Source organism: Rhizobium sp. BG4, from assembly GCF_016864575.1.
GTDB lineage: Bacteria > Pseudomonadota > Alphaproteobacteria > Rhizobiales > Rhizobiaceae > Rhizobium.
In genome coordinates, this window is sequence record NZ_CP044125.1 from 1,223,775 (window position 1) to 1,240,221 (window position 16,447).

Genomic DNA, 16,447 nt, shown 5'->3' on the forward strand with positions numbered 1-16,447 from the left:
CTGACGGGCGCCTCCAGAACTGCAGAGACACAGCCAGCGCCTTGCGCCGGCCTCCATTTATTCAAGGAACTGAAAGAATGCGCAATTCACCATGGCTGGTGTTCACCTATTCGGTGATCATCGTGCTCGGCATTATCATCGCGCTGCCGAACATGCTCTCGCAGAGCACCCTCGACAAACTGCCCGCCTGGCTGCCGCACAGCCAGGTTTCCCTCGGTCTCGACCTTCGCGGCGGCTCACACCTCGTGCTCGAAGTCGATGAAGCGGACCTGACCAAGGAACGTCTCCAGACGCTGCTGCAGGACGCCCGCCGTGTTCTGCGCGAGAAGAACATCCAGACCAAGTCGATCGTTCTCAACAACAACCAGATCGTCGTGACCCCGGTTGATCCGGCGCAGAGCAGCGAAGCGATCACCCAGCTGCAGACGCTCGGCAACCCGATCAGCACCGGTCTCAGCGCCGGCCAGTCGGATCTCTCGGTCACGGCAAATGGCGGCAACGTCATCGTCGCCTTCTCGCCGGCCGGTCTTGCGAGCCACGTCGACTCCGCCGTTCAGCAGAGCCTTGAAGTCATCCGTCAGCGCGTCGACCAGGTCGGCGTTGCCGAACCGACGATCCAGCGCATCGGCGCCAACCGCGTTCTCGTGCAGCTGCCGGGCGCCCAGGATCCGTCGCGCCTTCGCCAGCTGCTCGGTTCGACCGCCAAGATGTCGTTCCATATGCTCGCCCCGAACAACCAGCCGGGCCCTGGCGTCACCATGCTGAAGGACGATCAGGGCAACAGCTATCCGGTTCTCGACCGCGTCGAAATCTCCGGCGACCGCCTCTCGGATGCCCGCGTCGGCTTCGACCCGAACACGCATGAGCCGATCGTCAGCTTCCGCTTCGACAGCGCCGGTGCGACCCGCTTCGCGGACATCACCCGCCAGAATGTCGGCAACCCCTTCGCCATCGTTCTCGACGACAAGGTGCTGAGCGCACCTGTCATCCGCGAGCCGATCACCGGTGGTTCGGGCCAGATCTCCGGCAGCTTCTCGCCGGATACGGCAACGACGCTCGCCGCCATGCTGCGCGCCGGCGCCCTGCCTGCCAAGCTGACGGTCATCGAAGAACGCACCGTCGGCGCCGACCTCGGCGCGGACGCGATCCGCATGGGTATCTATTCGGGTATCGTCGGCTTCGTTCTCGTCGCCCTCTTCATCTTCGTGCTCTACGGCACCTGGGGCTTCCTCGCGAACTTCGCCCTGCTGATCCACACGATCCTGACCTTCTCGGCCCTGACCCTTGTCGGCGCGACGCTGACGCTGCCGGGTATCGCGGGTGTCGTTCTCGGTATCGGCCTTGCGGTCGACGCGAACGTTCTTATCAACGAGCGCATCCGTGAAGAAACACGCAAGGGCAAGAGCGCCTTTGCCGCCATCGACACCGGCTTCCGCCGCGCCTACTCGACGATTATCGACGGCAACATGACGGCGCTTATCGCTGCCGCCATCCTGTTCTGGTTCGGCTCCGGCCCGGTCCGCGGCTTCGCGGTCACCATGGCACTCGGCCTGATCATCTCGATGTTCACCTCGGTCGCCTTCGTTCGCGTCACGATGATCGAGATCACCCGCCGCCGTAAGCTCAAGGTGCTGAACATCAAGCCGCTGCTGCCGATGATGTTCAACCCCTATGGCCGCCACATCCAGTTCATGAAGGCACGCTTCTTCGGCGTCACGGTCTCGGCCCTGCTGTCGATCGCATCGGTCGTGCTCTTCATCCATCCGGGCCTCAACTACGGCGTCGACTTCCGTGGTGGTATCCAGATGTCGGTCAAGACGACCGAAGCTGCTGATCTCGGCAAGTTCCGTGAAGGCCTGAACAGCCTCGGCCTCGGCGAAGTCTCGCTGCAGTCCTACGGCGACAACAACACCATGGCGGTGCGTGCGCAGCGCCAGGAAGGTGGCGAAGAGGCACAGACGGCAGCCGTCGAAAAGCTGAAGGCGGAGATCGTCAAGATCGATCCTTCGGCGACCGTCACCGGCACCGACGTCATCGGCCCGAAAGTCAGTGGCGAGCTTGCATGGGCGGGTATCCTGTCCGTCGTCATCGCCAGCCTTGCGATGCTTGCCTACATCTGGGCACGCTTCGAATGGCCATTCGCTGTCGGCGCCATCGTGACGCTCGTCCTCGACGTCACCAAGGCAATCGGCTTCTTCGCGCTGACCGGCCTCGACTTCAACCTGACGGCCATCGCGGCGATCCTGACGCTGGTCGGCTACTCGGTGAACGACAAGGTCGTCGTCTATGACCGCATGCGTGAAAACATGCGCCTCTACAAGTCGATGCCGCTGCGCGAAATCATCGACCGCTCGATCAACGAGACGCTGGCACGAAGCCTCTACACCAACGCCACCGCATTCCTCGCCCTGCTTCCTATGGCGATCTGGGGCGGTAGCGCGGTCGAGAGCTTCGCGATCCCGATGGTCTTCGGCATCCTCGTTGCCGGTGCTTCGTCGATCTTCATCGCAGCGCCGATCCTGCTCTTCCTCGGCGACTGGCGCCGCCGCCATGCCAAGCCGGCAGCGGATGCGAAGCCCGAAGCAGAGATCATTCCGCCGGACGCTGTGGAGCCGCGCAAATCGATCGGCTAAAAACCGGTTGTTAACAAAAGCTTGAGGCGGGCGCCGGTTGCAGAACCGGCGCCCTCTTTTTATGGTAGCCCTGAGGTCGAGGGGAGATACCGCCATGTCATCCAGCACGACGCCGCAGGAGACGAACACTACCGAGGAGCGCATCCGCCGCTTCCTCGCAGTCGCATCGCACGACCTGCAGTCGCCGCTCCGTCATATCGCCATGTATTCGGAAATCCTGCTTGAGGATCTCGAAGGCAGGATCAGCGCCGACGAAAAGCAGAGCCTGACGACCATTCTCGACAAGGTGCAGACGGCACAGCGGCTGACGAAGGCGCTGATGACCTTTGCCGCGGGTACGCCGCAGGTGGCGCGCGAGAGCGTCAATCTCAACGCCGCTGCACAAACGGCATGGGATGAGGCGATTGCCGAGGTTCCCGGTACCGATGCGACCCTCGTTCACGGCGAGTTGCCGGAACTGCGCACCGACGGCGCGCTGCTGACCGCGGTGCTGAGGCAGCTATTCGCGAATGCGATTTTTCATGGCGAGCGGGATGCCCTGCGGGTGGAGGTGACGGCAGCGCGGGATGGGTCCACGCTGGTCATCGCCGTTGCGGACAATGGACACGGCATCGATCCTGATCATCAGGGGCGCATCTTCGAAGCCTTCTGGAAGCTGCCGAAGCCGGGCCGCATTGCGGGTCCGGGGCTCGGGCTGTCTATCTCGCGCGAGCTGATCACTGCTATGGACGGAACACTCGATCTCGCAAGCTCATCCGAGAATGGCAGCCGGTTCGAAATCCGCCTGCCCGCCTGAGATTGTTAGATGTTGTAGTCGTCCTTCCAGAAGTCGGGGACGTCGTAGGTCACGTATTCGCGGATGATGTATTGCAGCGTGCGTGCATCCATCTCGTCTTTGCCGATGCGGAAATCGACGCCGTAATCCGGAAACTGCTGGAAATAGCCGTCGGAAATATCCGTCGAGATCACGCCGATCGGGCCGGTATAGCCGATGCCGCGCAATTCCGGCACCGTCTCGCGGAAATCGGCATTCGGCAGCAGGCGGTTGTCGAGCAGGATCAGGTCGAACTTGACGCTCTTCATCTTGTCGACGGCATCGCCCACCGACTGGGCATATTCGACATCGACCGCCGGCTCCGACAGGCTGCCGATCTTCTTTTTCAGCGAGCGGAACTCGATGAACTCGTCGTCCACGAACAGGACCTTGACGGTCCCCGCGGCTCTGGCCTCGGCTGTCATCTGATCTCCCCCGGTCACGAAACGAGCCCGTTTCTCAGCGCTATCGCAACCATATGAACGCGATTGACCGCATCGAGTTTCCGCACCGCAGCGGTGATATGCGAATTCACCGTATGCTCGGAGAGGCCAAGAATGATGGCGATCTCGGCAGAGGTCTTGCCTTCGCTCGTCCACTTGACGATCTCGGCCTCGCGCTGCGTCAGACGTCCAGTCATTTCCTGGGTCAAGATTTCCTCGTACAGCTTGTCGAAGATGCGCATGACATCGAGGAGGACATCGGCGATCTCGCTCTGGTCCGGCTCCTGGCGAATGCCGCTGAGCACCAGACAGTAGCGGCGGCCCTCGGGCGTGAAGAGCGGGATGAAGAGGAAAGTGTTGCCGTTGAACTCGTTGAACACCAGATCGGCCGGATAGCCTTCCAGCTGGGCGCTCTTGCCGAAGACCGGCGTCGTCAGGAACTGCGCGGACTTGGCCTTGATCGTTCCCAGCGCTTCCTTAAGCGTCTGGATGAACAGGCTGGCGCGGCGCTCGGCGATATTGGTGATGACGATTTCGCGCTCACCGAACGGGGCGGCGGCTTCAGAAATCTTCGCCAATGCGAAATTGTCGAAGTGATAATGGTGCGACGCCGCCTTGAACAGGCGGAAGAAATCGGTGCGGTTGATGGCCCGGTTCAGCTCGGGCCCAGTATGAAAAGGAACAGCCGCTGCGTTGGTCATTCCGGCAACCTTACCTCGAAGCCTTCACAAGTCACCCCACCTCATCCCGAAATCTTGGGATATACGTCCTAAACGCGAACAGTTAGAAAAATTTCCGAGACAGTTGATGAGGATAAAGGAACAGGGACCTCCAATATCCTGAGGCATAAACGCTCATCGATTTCTCAACCGCAAGTGATGCAAAGGCCAGATGTACTGAAATCGTAGTCTTACCTAGGTATCGCATTTTTCGTTATTCTTGATCTCTCGAATAGCGGAAAAAGTGCCGGAAGTAAGCGCGGGAGGGCCGATAGATCCGTTCAGCTAAGGGGTTGGCTGAAGTTCGTGGCGGCGAACAAGGGTCGGTCGGCTCTCTCAGCGCTCAAATCACTCCTCTTCCCATTGGTTGTATCTTGAGACGCTGAAACGGCCTTGTCAATCGGCCTTTCCGTGCGCGCCAGAGCGTTCCGAGCGTCGGTTCCATGCTGCTCAACCGAGCGGAATATCTTCAGGATTCAAAGGCTTCAGGAAAAACACATGAGCGCCGGCTGCCAGCGAACGCTGGCGGTCTTCTTCCGCATCCGAGCCGCTGCAGACACCCAGCCTGATGCCTGCGAATCGCGGATCCTGACTGATCTGCCGGATCAAAAGCAGCCCGCCATCGAGCGGCATGTAGAGATCGGCGATCAGCAGATCAGGTATCGGCTCGCCTTTTCCATGGCGCGCTTGCAGCATTTCCCACGCCTCCTGCGGCTGGGAAAAGGTGACGAGATCCGCCTTCAGCACGTTCTTGCGGCGCATGTAGTCGAGATAGAAAAGATCATCCTTGCTATCATCGATGTAGAATATCAAAGGCATAGCTGCTCGATCCGATCATCGGCGGGCCTCGCTTCACTGACCCGAAACATGACACTAGATATGTTTCGCTAACAATCGCTATCAATCCTGTGAAAATCGTCAGTAGAACACGATCGCAACCCTGCGTTTCCTATTGAGTATTTGCTGAATTCGGAAAAGATGGCACGAACTCAGGAGGACAGGGCGCGTGTGGGCTGAAGCCGCTGGCAAATCGCGGGACGACGAGCGGAAGAAGAAGCGCTATCGGGCGACAGCACTGACCGTCAGCAGCTTGATCGGGCTGCTCGGTATCGCCGCGATTGCCGGCTGGTTGCTCGAGGTCGAGGTGATCGTCTCGGTGGTGCCGGACTTTCCGGCGATGGCCTTCAACACGGCGCTCTGCTTCATCCTCTCCGGCTTCGCGCTCGCCGGCTCGGTCTCGACCAGGCGGCGCTTCAATATCGCGGCCTCGGTGTTTGCCGCCGGCGTCATTGCGATCACGCTGATCCGCTTCAGCGAAATCATCGCACTCGGACGAACCTCACATCTCGTCGATCGGTTGCTCACCAATCTTCTGGTTTCCCAGGAATTCTCCGACCTGATCGGCGGCGGCATGGGGCCAAATACGGCGCTGATCTTCCTGATCGGCAATGTCGCGCTGTTTGCGACGCTGAACTGGAAGGACGAGCGGGCGCCGCTCGTCCAGGAACTGACGAGCTATGTGGCGATCACGCTCGGGATGATCGCCTTTGCCGCCTATATCACCAGCGCCGAGCATGGCTACCGGTGGGGCCCCTATGCGGCGATGGCGCTGCACACGTCGATCGGCATGATGGTGTTCGGCGGCGGGTTGCTGGCGAGCGCCTGGTGGCGGCAGCCGCAGGGTGGCGCCAGCGTGCCGCTCTGGATCCCCGGCGTCATCTGCTTCACCGGCCTGCTCGCCGACCTCTATACGCCGCTCGGCGTTGCCAACGGCATTCTCTATGTCCCCCTGGTGCTGACGGCGCTCTGGTTCGGCAATCGCAAGGCACCGCTGTTCTTCGCCTTCGTCTGCACCATCCTGATCCTGCTCGGCTTCTTTGCCGTCAGCCACCCGGACGACATTCTCTGGCAGGAAATCGCCAATCGCACGGTCACCATCGCGATGCTGTGGCTGATCGCCTATCTGGTGCATCACTATATGCGCAACAGCGCGAGCCTGGAGACCGAGCGCATCCGCTTCAGCTCGCTGGTGCGCAACACGCCGGATGCCGTCATCACCATGGACGAGCGCGGGGTGATCTCGAGCTTCAATCCGGCCGCGGAACAGATGTTCGGCTATACGCCGGCCGAAGCGCTGGGCAAGAATATCAAGATGCTCATGCCGGAGCCCTATCACTCCGAGCATGACGGTTATCTCAGCCGTTACCGGCAGACCGGCGAGGAACGGATCATCGGCACGACCCGCATGGTCTCCGGCCGGCGCAAGAATGGCGCTGCCTTTCCGCTCGATCTCTCCGTCAGCGTCGTGCCGACCGGTGGTTCGCGCACCTTTGTCGGCATCGTGCGCGATATCAGCGAGCGCATTCGCCAGGAGGAGCGGCTGAAGACCATGGTCGGCCAGCTTGAGGCCTATACGGCCGATCTGGAGCGCAGCAACCAGGATCTCGACGAATTCGCCTATATCGCCTCGCATGACCTGAAGGAGCCGCTGCGCGGGCTGCACAATCACTCCCGCTTCCTGCTCGAAGATTACGAGCAGCAGCTGGACGAGGATGGCGTGCGGCGTCTGAACCGCCTCGTTCGCCTCAGCCAGCGGATGGAGAAGCTCGTCAACGACCTGCTCTATTTCTCCCGCATCGGCCGGCAGCAGCTGGCGGTGAAACGCACCGACATCAACCTCGTGGTCAAGGATGTCGTCGGCACGCTCGAAGTGTTCCTGGAGGAGCGCAATGCGCAGGTGACGACGGATGGGGAGCTTCCCGAGGTGGTCTGCGACGCGACGCGGCTGACCGAGGTGTTCCGCAACCTCGTGACCAACGCCGTCAAATACAACGACAAGGCCGAGCCGCTGGTAACGATCGGCTATCTCGATCATTACCGTGGCAAGGACGGCTCGGGGGCAAGCGACGTGTTCTTCGTGCGGGACAATGGCAAGGGCATCGCACCGGAATTCTACGAAGACATTTTCCGCATTTTCAAACGCCTGGAAAAATCGCGGGATTCGGATGATGGGACCGGAGCCGGTCTGACCTTCGTGCGCAAGATCATCGCCCGCCACAATGGCGAGATCTGGCTCGAGTCCGAGCTCGGGACAGGCACGACATTCTATTTTACGCTGGGAAGCAAACGAGAGGACCAGAATGCAGCCGCGTGACATGCAGCCGATCCTGATTGTCGAGGACAGCGAGGACGACTTCGAGGCGACGATGCGCGCCTTCAAGCGCACCAACCTGCGAAACCCCATCCGCTGGGCGGCATCCGGCCAGGAAGCGCTCGACGCGCTGGCGGAGATGAACCCGCGTCCCGGCCTGGTTTTACTCGACCTGAACATGCCAGGCCTCGATGGGCGCAAGACGCTTGAAGCCATCAAGTCCAATGCGCATTGGCGCAAGATCCCGGTCGTGATCCTGACGACATCCGACGACGAGCGCGATATCGAGGGCTGCTATGCGCTCGGCGCCAATACCTATGTGCAGAAGCCCGTGGATCTGGACGGGCTGTTCGCCGCCATCCAGCGGCTGAAGGAATACTGGTTCGAGATTGCCATCCTGCCGCACGAGGACTGACATTGGCGGAAGACTGCCCGGTACTGATCATCGACGACAATATCGACGACCGCGAGGTCTACCGGCGGATGCTCTCGCGCGTCGCCGGCATGAACTATATCGTCTCGGAAGCCGAAACCGGCGACCAGGGGATCAAGCTCGCCGAGAGCAAGAGGCCGAGCTGCATCCTGCTCGACTATTCGCTGCCAGGCCGCGACGGCCTCGGCGTGCTGGCGGAAATCCTCAAGCGCGACCCGACAGCCAATGTCATCATGCTGACCGGCCAGGGCAACGAGACCGTTGCCGTCGAGGTGATGAAAAACGGCGCGCGCGATTATCTGACGAAGGATTCGCTTTCGCCTGAATCCCTGCATCGCTGCATCCAGAGCGCCGTCATGCATGGCGCGCTGGAGATGAAGCTGGAGCAGAAGCGCCAGTCGCTGGAGATCTTCACCCGTGCCATGGCGCATGACCTGAAGGAGCCGCTGAGGACCATCAAGTCGTTCAGCAAGATCCTGCATGGCTCGGCAGCGCTTCCGACGGAAGACCGCGAGCTGCTCGACTACATCCTGAGCGCCGCCGACCACATGGAAGACCTGATCGTCAAGGTTTCCGGCTTCACCAAGCTGGAGGTCTCCGGCGATCTGGAGATGAAGCCGGTGTCGATCGCCGCCGTGCTCGACCAGGTCGAGGACAACCTGCATCAACAGATGGAAAGCCGCCAGGCAACGATCGTGCGCGGCGAGCTGCCGGAGGTGATGGGTGACGGGACGCTGCTGATCCAGGTGATGCAGAACCTGATCTCCAACGCCATCCGCTATTGCGAGGATCAGCGGCCCGAAGTGCGGGTGACCGCCGAGGCGGCCGACGGCGGGCTCTGCCGCCTGCTCGTCAGCGACAATGGCCCCGGCATCGATCCCGAGCATCGCGAACTGATTTTCCAGCCTTTCAAGCGGCTGGTCGGACGCGGTATCGAGGGAACCGGGCTTGGCCTTGCGATCTGCCGGCGTATCGCCCAGCTGCATGGCGGGGCGATCTGGTGCGAGGCAAAGACCGGGCGTGGGGCGACCTTCGTGCTCGAACTGCCGCTGGCGCGGAGCATGCCTGCCACCGCTGCCCGCGGTGCCGAGGCACAGGCGGCACGCGTCTCCGAGCAGAGCGCCGATACGGGTGGCCGCCTTGCCGAGGTGCTGCTCGTCGAGGACAGCCCGGCCGATATCCAGCTTCTCAAACTGAAGCTGATGCGGCGTGAAAAGGTGAGCTTCAACCTGCATGTGGCGACGAACGGGCGCGAGGCGATGCGGCTTCTGGAGGATCGGGCGGGCAACGTTTCGCAGCCGCCGATGGACCTGATGCTGCTCGATATCAACATGCCGATCATGGACGGTTTCGAGGTGCTGAACGCGCTTTCGGCGGACGCGCGCTTCAAGGAAATACCGGTTTGCATCCTGAGCACATCGAGCGACGAAGGCGACATGCAGAGGGCCAAAGACCTCGGCGCTCTCGCCTATATGATCAAGCCGCCGACGCTCCAGCAGTTGGAGCAGGCGCTCGAAGGCGTCGACAGTTTGGAATTGCAGCCGCGCGGTGATGCCCTAGTTCTTTGTGCAGAACAATCGAGGCAATCTCCAACGGCACTGGTATGACTTTAGTATCCGCATTAGTTCTGGCGCTTCTCGCCACTCCCCAACAATACGGACTGCTTTCGATGATTTCTGGCATACATCACATCACCGCCATCACCCGCAAAGTGCAGGCGAATGTCGATTTCTATGCCGGTTTCCTCGGTATCCGGCTCGTCAAGCAGACCGCAGGTTTCGAGGACGAAACCCAGCTGCATCTCTTCTATGGCGATGGCGAGGGCACGCCCGGCTCGCTGCTGACCTTCCTTGCCTGGGAAGACGGCTCACAGGGACGCGCCGGCTTCGGCCAGATCAGCGAGATCGCGCTGGCGATCGACCCGACGAGCATCGGCTACTGGCTGACGCGGGCCATGAGCTTCGGCATCCGCATGGAAGGGCCGGCCGATGAATTCGGCGAGCCGGTACTGCGCTTCAAGGACCCCGACAACATCATCCTCAAGCTTGCCGGCAACAAGGATCTGAAGACGGCGGCGGCCTGGACGGACGGACCTGTTCCCATCGAGCACGCCGTGCAGCGCGTGCGCGGCGCGACCATGCTGACCGAGACGCCGGCCGAAAGCCGCGCTTTCATCGAGAGCCATTTCGGCTATCGCTTCCAGGAAAACAAGGGCGCCATCGACCGGCTGGTTTCGGATTCCGGCGATGTCATCGATGTTCGCAACGCGAAGGGTTTCTGGTCGGGGGCGCCGGGCACCGGTGCGATCGATCACGTGGCTTTCCGCGCCGCGGATGAGGCCGAACTGAAAGCCGTTCATGACGCGCTTGCCAGTTCGACGGACTCGGCGACCAACATGCATGACCGGAAGTATTTCAAATCGCTCTATGTGCGCGAACCCGGTGGCACGCTGATCGAGCTTGCGACCGACAAGCCCGGGATGACGATCGATGAGCCGGCACCGACACTCGGCACCAAGCTGTTCCTGCCGCCGAAGGATTCGATCAAGGACCTGAAGGACCTCAAGGTCATCCTGCCGCAATTCTCGATGCCGGGCGAACCGCGCGTGAATTACCGCGAACTGCCCTTCGTGCACCGCTTCTACACGCCGCCGGATCCGGATGGCAGCGTCTTCGTGCTGCTGCACGGGTCGGGCGGTAACGAGACGACGTTGATGCCGCTGTTGCACAAGGTTGCCCCGCGAGCGACGCTGCTTGGCGTGCGCGGCCGCGCCACCGAGGAAGGCTTCCCGCGCTGGTACAAGCGCATCACACCCTTCTCCTTCGATCAGGACGACATCAAGAACGAGGCGGAAGCCTTCGCGGCGTTCATCGATGGCGCCGTCAAATCCTACGGGCTCGACCCGAAGAAGATCGTCTATGTCGGCTATTCCAACGGCGCGAACCTTCTGAACTCGCTGATCTACCTGCACCCCTCGCTCATTCACAAAGCGGTGCTGCTGCGCTCCATGCCCGTCTTGACCAACTATCCGCATGCCGACCTGAAGGGCACCGACCTGCTCGTCATCAGCGGCAAGACAGACGCCTATGGCAAATATGCGAGCGAGCTGGAAGGGCGGCTGAAGACCTCGGGCGCGACGGTCGATTCGGACGTTATCCCCGGCGGGCACGATCTCGGCGACGCCGACGTGCCGATTATCCAGCAATGGCTGCTCAGAGAAAACCAGTAACGGCACCGCGCGGAAAGACTGTCCGCGCCGCCGCTTGTTCTTGGTTTTGAACTTGCGCTTGAAGTTAATCCGGCAGCAACCGGTGTTTTAGAACTTTGCGGCAGGCAGGATGCAAATAGCTGAAGTCACCGGTTTCAGCGCACAACCTTCTATTGTGCAGCGCAAATCAGCCAGTGAGCATCGGAAAAACAATCATCAAAGAAAAATAAATATATCTCTATCGGATTCACATATATTTTTGCGACATAAAACCGATATTACAGAGATTATATCGATGCTGAGATTACCTTAAATACCAATCGACTTATAAATTTCACGTTGATCACGAATTATTACAAATATTCGGAAGATCAATTTACATAATTCACGAATAAAATTCATTCGCCTATAAATTACCTCATTCTTTCCGTTTCTTCTGCGCTTGTTCTATTTTGCTGCATTGCAAAAATTTCTTGCCGAACCTCTGTGTCCGACCTATCTTGCCCCGGACATCGATCGCAGAAGGGGAAATTGAATGCCTCCTCGGCCCGTTGACATCAGCCTGATTATCTCATCGAGAAATCGGGCGAGTGGCCTGTTGAACTGCCTGGATGCGATTGCAAATGCCGCCCGTCTGTCGGGCGATTTGCAGTTGGAGCTCGTCTTCGTCGATAACGGATCGACAGACGATACGTCGGAAGTATTCCGCCGCTGGGCCGCGGTCGCGCCCCTGCATACCAATCTCATCTATGAGACATTGCCGGGGCTTGCCAATGCCCGCAATAGCGGGATCGCCGCGGCCGTCGGACGGCTTCTTGCGTTTACCGACGACGATTGCGAAGTGCTGCCCGACTATTTCACCGTGATCGCCGGTCTGTTTGCGGCTGACCAGGGCATCGTCATGCGCGGCGGCCGGGTGGAGCTCGGCGATGTCCGCGATCTGCCTGTCACGATCAAGACCGAGCGCGAACCGGCAGTGCTAACGAACGAACTCCATGCCGGTGGCTTCATCCATGGCTGTAACATGGTGTTTCCGCGCGCCCTCGTCGATCAGGTCGGCCAGTTCGATCCGCGCTTCGGCGCCGGAGCGACGTTCCGCTCGGGCGAGGACACCGATTACATCCACCGCGCCTTCAATGCCGGCATTCGCGTCGAATATGTTCCAGAGCTCGAGGTGAAGCATTTCCACGGCCGCCGCAAGGTCGAGGATATCCATCGCCTGCATGCCGGATACGCCTTCGGCAACGGCGCGCTCTACGCCAAATATCTGTTCGACAAGCGCTCGAACATGCGCGGAATGCTGCGCTGGGATATTCGCCAGGCGGTTCGCGAGGCGCTCGGCGGCCAGCCGATGAGCAAGGAGATGGGGCTGACCTATCGCCGCCAGCTCAGGGACAATCTGACCGGCATGCTCGCCTATTGGCGCAGCACGCGCGGCAAGACCCCGGTCGCAGCCCGCACCTGAAACAGATCCAAAGGCCGCCCGCGAGCGGCTGCAATCGATAGGACGCCGAATGGCAGAACATGCAGTTGCGCACGCCGACCTGAAAAAGAAGACGGCCCTTTCCGTCCTCTGGTCGGTGGTCCGCGTGGCCTGGAGCACGATCGCGACCTTCGTGATCTTCGTGATCCTGGCGCGCATTCTCGGCCCCGGCGATTTCGGTACCTTTGCGCTTGCCAGCCTCTTCGTCGAGATCGGTCGCGTGCTTGCCTATGCCGGGCTTGGCGATGCCATCACCCGGCAGCTCGACCTCGATGAGGAACTGGCCGACACCTGCTTCTGGGCGACCGTCGCCTTCAGCGCCATCGTGGCGGCGATCGTCTTCGTCTTCGCGCCCTATTACGGCGAGCTGGTTCGCGACGAATCCGTGTCCGGCATCCTGCGCTGGCTGGCGCCGCTGCTGCCGGTCTCCTCGCTTGCCGTCATCCACAATGCGCGCCTCGCCCGGGAGTTCGGTCACAAGAACCTTGCGGCGCAGAGTATTGCCGCCAGCCTTCTCTCCGGCATCACCGCCGTCGTCTGCGCCTATCTCGGCTGGGGCATCTGGGCGCTGGTGGCGCAGACCGCCGTCAATGCCGCGGTAACAGTCGTTCTCGGCTGGGTCGCCTATCCCTGGATGCCGCGCCTGCGCTTCAACGTCGAGAAGTTCCGCTCGGTCTTCCTGTTCAGCGTCAGCCTTGTCGTCACGCAGCTGATGTGGATGCTGCTGGCCCGCGTCCAGGACATTTTCATCTCGCGCTGGTACGGCGCCGTCGAAGTCGGCCGTTATCGTATCGCCTGGCGGCTGATTGAACTGATCGGCCAGGCCGTTCTGGCGCCGATCGGCAGCGTTTCGCTGGTAACGCTCTCGCGCCTGCAGAATGACCGCGTCGCCTTCCGCAATGCCTATAACAAGATCGTCGGCGCCGCGGCACTTGGCACCATTCCGCTGCTCTTCGGCTTCGGCGCCCTGTCGAACGACATGATCGCCCTGCTCTTCGGCGACAAATGGGGCAATGCCGGCGATATCGCCACCGTGCTGGTGCTGATGTCGGTGCCGTTCGTGACGAACTTCTTCGCCTCCTCGGCGCTCTCAGCCGTCAACCGCGCAGAGTCGATCCTTTCGGTCGCCGCCCTGCAGTTTGCCGCGACGCTGCTGCTGACGTGGCTGCTGGTGCCATACGGCATTCTCGCCGTTGCGGCCGGTTACGTCCTGCGCGCCTGGCTGACGATGCCCTATCAGCAATATGTGCTGCATCGCTGTGCCGGCATCGACTCGCTCGGCACCTTCAAGGCCGTGGCGCTGCCTTTCTGCGGTGCCGCCGTGATGGCCGTCTGCGTCTGGTTCGCGCACCCCGTCATTGCCGCTCATATCCAGAGCCGCTGGCTGGTGCTCGGGTTCAGCATCGGCCTTGGCGCCGTCATCTATCTCGCCTTCCTGCCGGTCTTCGGCAGATCCGCAATCCGCCCCTATATCGCGCTCGGCAAGTCATTGCTGCCGTTCGGGAAGCGGGCAGAGGCCTAGCCGCCGGGGCTGGGCCAGACTCTTCAACAGGAGCCACTGTATGCAGGAAACCAACATTACGATCATCAACCGCCTTCAGGGTTTGATCGCAAATTGCCTTTCCGATCTTGTCGATCCGGCCGAGCGCTTCGCGCTGCTCGATTTCCCGAACCACTACAATATCGGCGACAGCGCCATCTGGCTGGGGAACTTGCCTATTTCGACCGCCGCAAGACGCGGCCGGCCTATGTGACGGAAATCCCGACCTACAATGACGAGCGCATGCTGGCGGCGATCGGCGATGGCCGCATCTTCCTGCATGGCGGCGGCAATTTCGGCGACATCTGGGCCGGCTACCGGCAGTTCCGCGAGGACATGCTGACGAAGTACAAGGGCCGGCCGATCGTGCAGATGCCGCAGACGATCCACTTCAGGGAGCAGGCCGGTATCGACAGCACGGCCCGCGCCATCGAGAAGCACGGCAATTTCACGCTTCTGGTGCGCGACCACAAGAGCTTCGAATTCGCCAAGCGCTGGTTCCAGTGCGATGTACGGCTTTGCCCCGACATGGCCTTCTGCATCGGTCCGGTCAGCCGCCCGGCGCCGCAGCACGAGCTGCTGCTCAACCTGCGCGAAGACCAGGAAGTCGGCGCGCCGCAGGATCTGACTGCCGCCACCAGCCGCCCGGGCACGGTGAAATCCGACTGGCCTGATGAGCCTGCCGATTTCCAGCGTCATACCAAGCATACGGCGATCCTGAAGGGGCTGATGTCCGGCCGCATCGGCGGACGCGCGAAGATGACCGAGCTTGCCTATCGCGAGCGGGCGCAGCAGCGCTTCGACCGCGGCGTTGCCCTGCTCGGCTCCGCGCGGCAGGTCATCACCGACCGCATGCACGGCCATATCATGTGCGTGCTTCTCGGTGCCGACCATTGCGTGCTCGACAACAGCTACGGCAAGACCAGCAGCTTCATCGAGGCCTGGGGCACCTGCAACAATCCTGAGAAGGCAGCGATCGCTGCAACGGTCGACGAAGCGCTCGGCATCCTCGATGCCCGGCGCATGCAGCCGGCAGCCGTCGCCTGACGATCAGCCTCGCCGGGCGATCATGATCCCGGCGAGCACCACCAGACCGCCGAGCGCCTGCATCGGGCCGATCGCCTCGTTGAGCAGCACCCAGGCGAGAACGGCCGCCACGACGGGCTGCAGCAGCAGCGTCAGCGACGAGAAGGCGGCCGGCAGATAGGCGAGCGCGAAGGCGATCGCCACCTGGCCGCTGGCATGGCTGACGAAGGCGAGACCGAAGACGATCGCCCAGCCATAGGCCGTTGGCGGCAGCATCTGCGGCTCGAAGAAGAAGCCGAGCGGGAAGACGCAGACGGCGGCCGATGCAGTGCTCCAGAGCATGATGCGAACCGTATCGAAGCGGCTGCGCAGCTGGCCGATCGCCAGGATATAACCGGCATAGAAAACCGCCGCGATGATCGCGACGCCATCGCCGCGCAGATCGCCATTGCCGAAGGCCGAGGGACCGCCCTTCAGGACGATGACGCCGACAAGCGCCAGCGCGAGACCCATCACGAAGATGCGGGAGACCGGCGCGCGGAAGAAGATGAAGCCGATGACGGTGACGAAGACAGGCGCCAGGTTTGCGAGCAGCGTCGCATTGGCGACCGAGGTCATGGTGATCGACAGGTGCCAGGCAGCAAGATCGGCCGCCAGGATCACGCCCGGCAGGATCAGCATTGCGTAATCGGAAAGCTTTTCCGGCTTCGGGCCGCTGTCCTTCTTGATCAGCGAGAAGATGAAGATCGGGATCAGCGCCAGCGCCACGCGCCAGAAGGCCGTCGCCATCGGCCCGACTTCCGAGAGCCGCACAAAGATCGGCGAGCCGCCGATCGCGGCACCGCCGAGGATGAGCGCGGTCAGGGCAAAACGCTGGGAGGGAGCGGTTTCAACGGAGGGGGCTGCGGCCTGCGACATGATTTTCTATGCTCTCAGGGCGGCGAAGATTGAGGTGCCAGCCCTGAGGCGGATTATCAGATCGCCATGCCGAGGGATA

The 16,447-nt window shown here is 61.5% G+C and carries 14 protein-coding genes; 10 read left to right on the forward strand and 4 right to left on the reverse strand.

From position 1 onward, the window contains the following. Nucleotides 1-77: 77 nt before the first annotated feature. Both secD and F2982_RS06455 read left to right on the forward strand, forming a co-directional pair. Entirely contained in the window at nucleotides 78-2,633 is a 2,556-nt protein-coding gene (secD, locus tag F2982_RS06450; protein ID WP_130279064.1) for a protein translocase subunit SecD, read from the forward strand. A gap of 94 nt (nucleotides 2,634-2,727) precedes the next feature. After that, nucleotides 2,728-3,429 carry an ATP-binding protein gene (locus F2982_RS06455; RefSeq protein WP_203429588.1) on the forward strand — a complete coding sequence of 234 codons (702 nt, stop codon included), beginning with the start codon at nucleotides 2,728-2,730 and terminating at the stop codon, nucleotides 3,427-3,429. A 5-nt stretch (nucleotides 3,430-3,434) separates the two neighbouring features. On the opposite strand, the gene F2982_RS06460 is transcribed toward F2982_RS06455, so the two are convergent. The 3 genes from F2982_RS06460 to F2982_RS06470 all read right to left on the reverse strand — a co-directional run bounded on the left by F2982_RS06460 (nucleotide 3,435) and on the right by F2982_RS06470 (nucleotide 5,428). Continuing rightward, nucleotides 3,435-3,872 carry a response regulator gene (locus tag F2982_RS06460; protein WP_112713360.1) on the reverse strand — a complete coding sequence of 146 codons (438 nt, stop codon included), beginning with the start codon at nucleotides 3,870-3,872 and terminating at the stop codon, nucleotides 3,435-3,437. A gap of 14 nt (nucleotides 3,873-3,886) precedes the next feature. Next, nucleotides 3,887-4,591: a helix-turn-helix transcriptional regulator gene (locus F2982_RS06465; RefSeq protein ID WP_203429589.1), complete on the reverse strand. Its 705-nt coding sequence runs from the start codon at nucleotides 4,589-4,591 to the stop codon at nucleotides 3,887-3,889. Between the two features lie 468 nt (nucleotides 4,592-5,059). Beyond that, entirely contained in the window at nucleotides 5,060-5,428 is a 369-nt protein-coding gene (locus F2982_RS06470; protein WP_203429590.1) for a response regulator, read from the reverse strand. 187 nt (nucleotides 5,429-5,615) lie between these two features. On the opposite strand from F2982_RS06470, the gene F2982_RS06475 reads away from it, so the two are divergent. The 8 genes from F2982_RS06475 (at nucleotide 5,616) to F2982_RS06505 (ending at nucleotide 15,471) form a co-directional block, all read left to right on the forward strand. Further along, entirely contained in the window at nucleotides 5,616-7,763 is a 2,148-nt protein-coding gene (locus F2982_RS06475; protein WP_246777516.1) for a PAS domain S-box protein, read from the forward strand. After that, nucleotides 7,750-8,175: a response regulator gene (locus tag F2982_RS06480; RefSeq protein ID WP_112713368.1), complete on the forward strand. Its 426-nt coding sequence runs from the start codon at nucleotides 7,750-7,752 to the stop codon at nucleotides 8,173-8,175. The genes F2982_RS06475 and F2982_RS06480 overlap by 14 nt, the downstream gene beginning before the upstream one ends. A 2-nt stretch (nucleotides 8,176-8,177) precedes the next feature. Further along, entirely contained in the window at nucleotides 8,178-9,800 is a 1,623-nt protein-coding gene (locus tag F2982_RS06485; protein WP_130279067.1) for a response regulator, read from the forward strand. Nucleotides 9,801-9,862: 62 nt separating this feature from the next. Then, nucleotides 9,863-11,422 (forward strand): VOC family protein, encoded by a 1,560-nt coding sequence (locus F2982_RS06490; RefSeq protein WP_246777517.1) that lies wholly within the window; start codon nucleotides 9,863-9,865, stop codon nucleotides 11,420-11,422. Nucleotides 11,423-11,999: 577 nt separating this feature from the next. Beyond that, the gene (locus tag F2982_RS06495; protein ID WP_246777518.1) at nucleotides 12,000-12,866 is read left to right on the forward strand and encodes a glycosyltransferase family A protein; all 867 of its coding nucleotides are present in this window, start codon (nucleotides 12,000-12,002) and stop codon (nucleotides 12,864-12,866) included. Between the two features lie 49 nt (nucleotides 12,867-12,915). Next, nucleotides 12,916-14,406: a lipopolysaccharide biosynthesis protein gene (locus F2982_RS06500; RefSeq protein ID WP_203429593.1), complete on the forward strand. Its 1,491-nt coding sequence runs from the start codon at nucleotides 12,916-12,918 to the stop codon at nucleotides 14,404-14,406. Between the two features lie 40 nt (nucleotides 14,407-14,446). Further along, nucleotides 14,447-14,638 (forward strand): hypothetical protein, encoded by a 192-nt coding sequence (locus tag F2982_RS31505; protein ID WP_246777519.1) that lies wholly within the window; start codon nucleotides 14,447-14,449, stop codon nucleotides 14,636-14,638. Beyond that, complete coding sequence (locus F2982_RS06505; RefSeq protein ID WP_246777520.1) at nucleotides 14,635-15,471, forward strand: polysaccharide pyruvyl transferase family protein; 837 nt, start codon at nucleotides 14,635-14,637, stop codon at nucleotides 15,469-15,471. Before F2982_RS31505 ends, F2982_RS06505 begins: the two co-directional genes overlap by 4 nt. 3 nt (nucleotides 15,472-15,474) lie before the next feature. Here F2982_RS06505 and F2982_RS06510 read toward each other — a convergent pair whose 3' ends face one another. After that, nucleotides 15,475-16,368, reverse strand: coding sequence for a DMT family transporter (locus F2982_RS06510; RefSeq protein WP_203429594.1), 894 nt, complete (start codon nucleotides 16,366-16,368; stop codon nucleotides 15,475-15,477). Nucleotides 16,369-16,447: the final 79 nt, after the last annotated feature.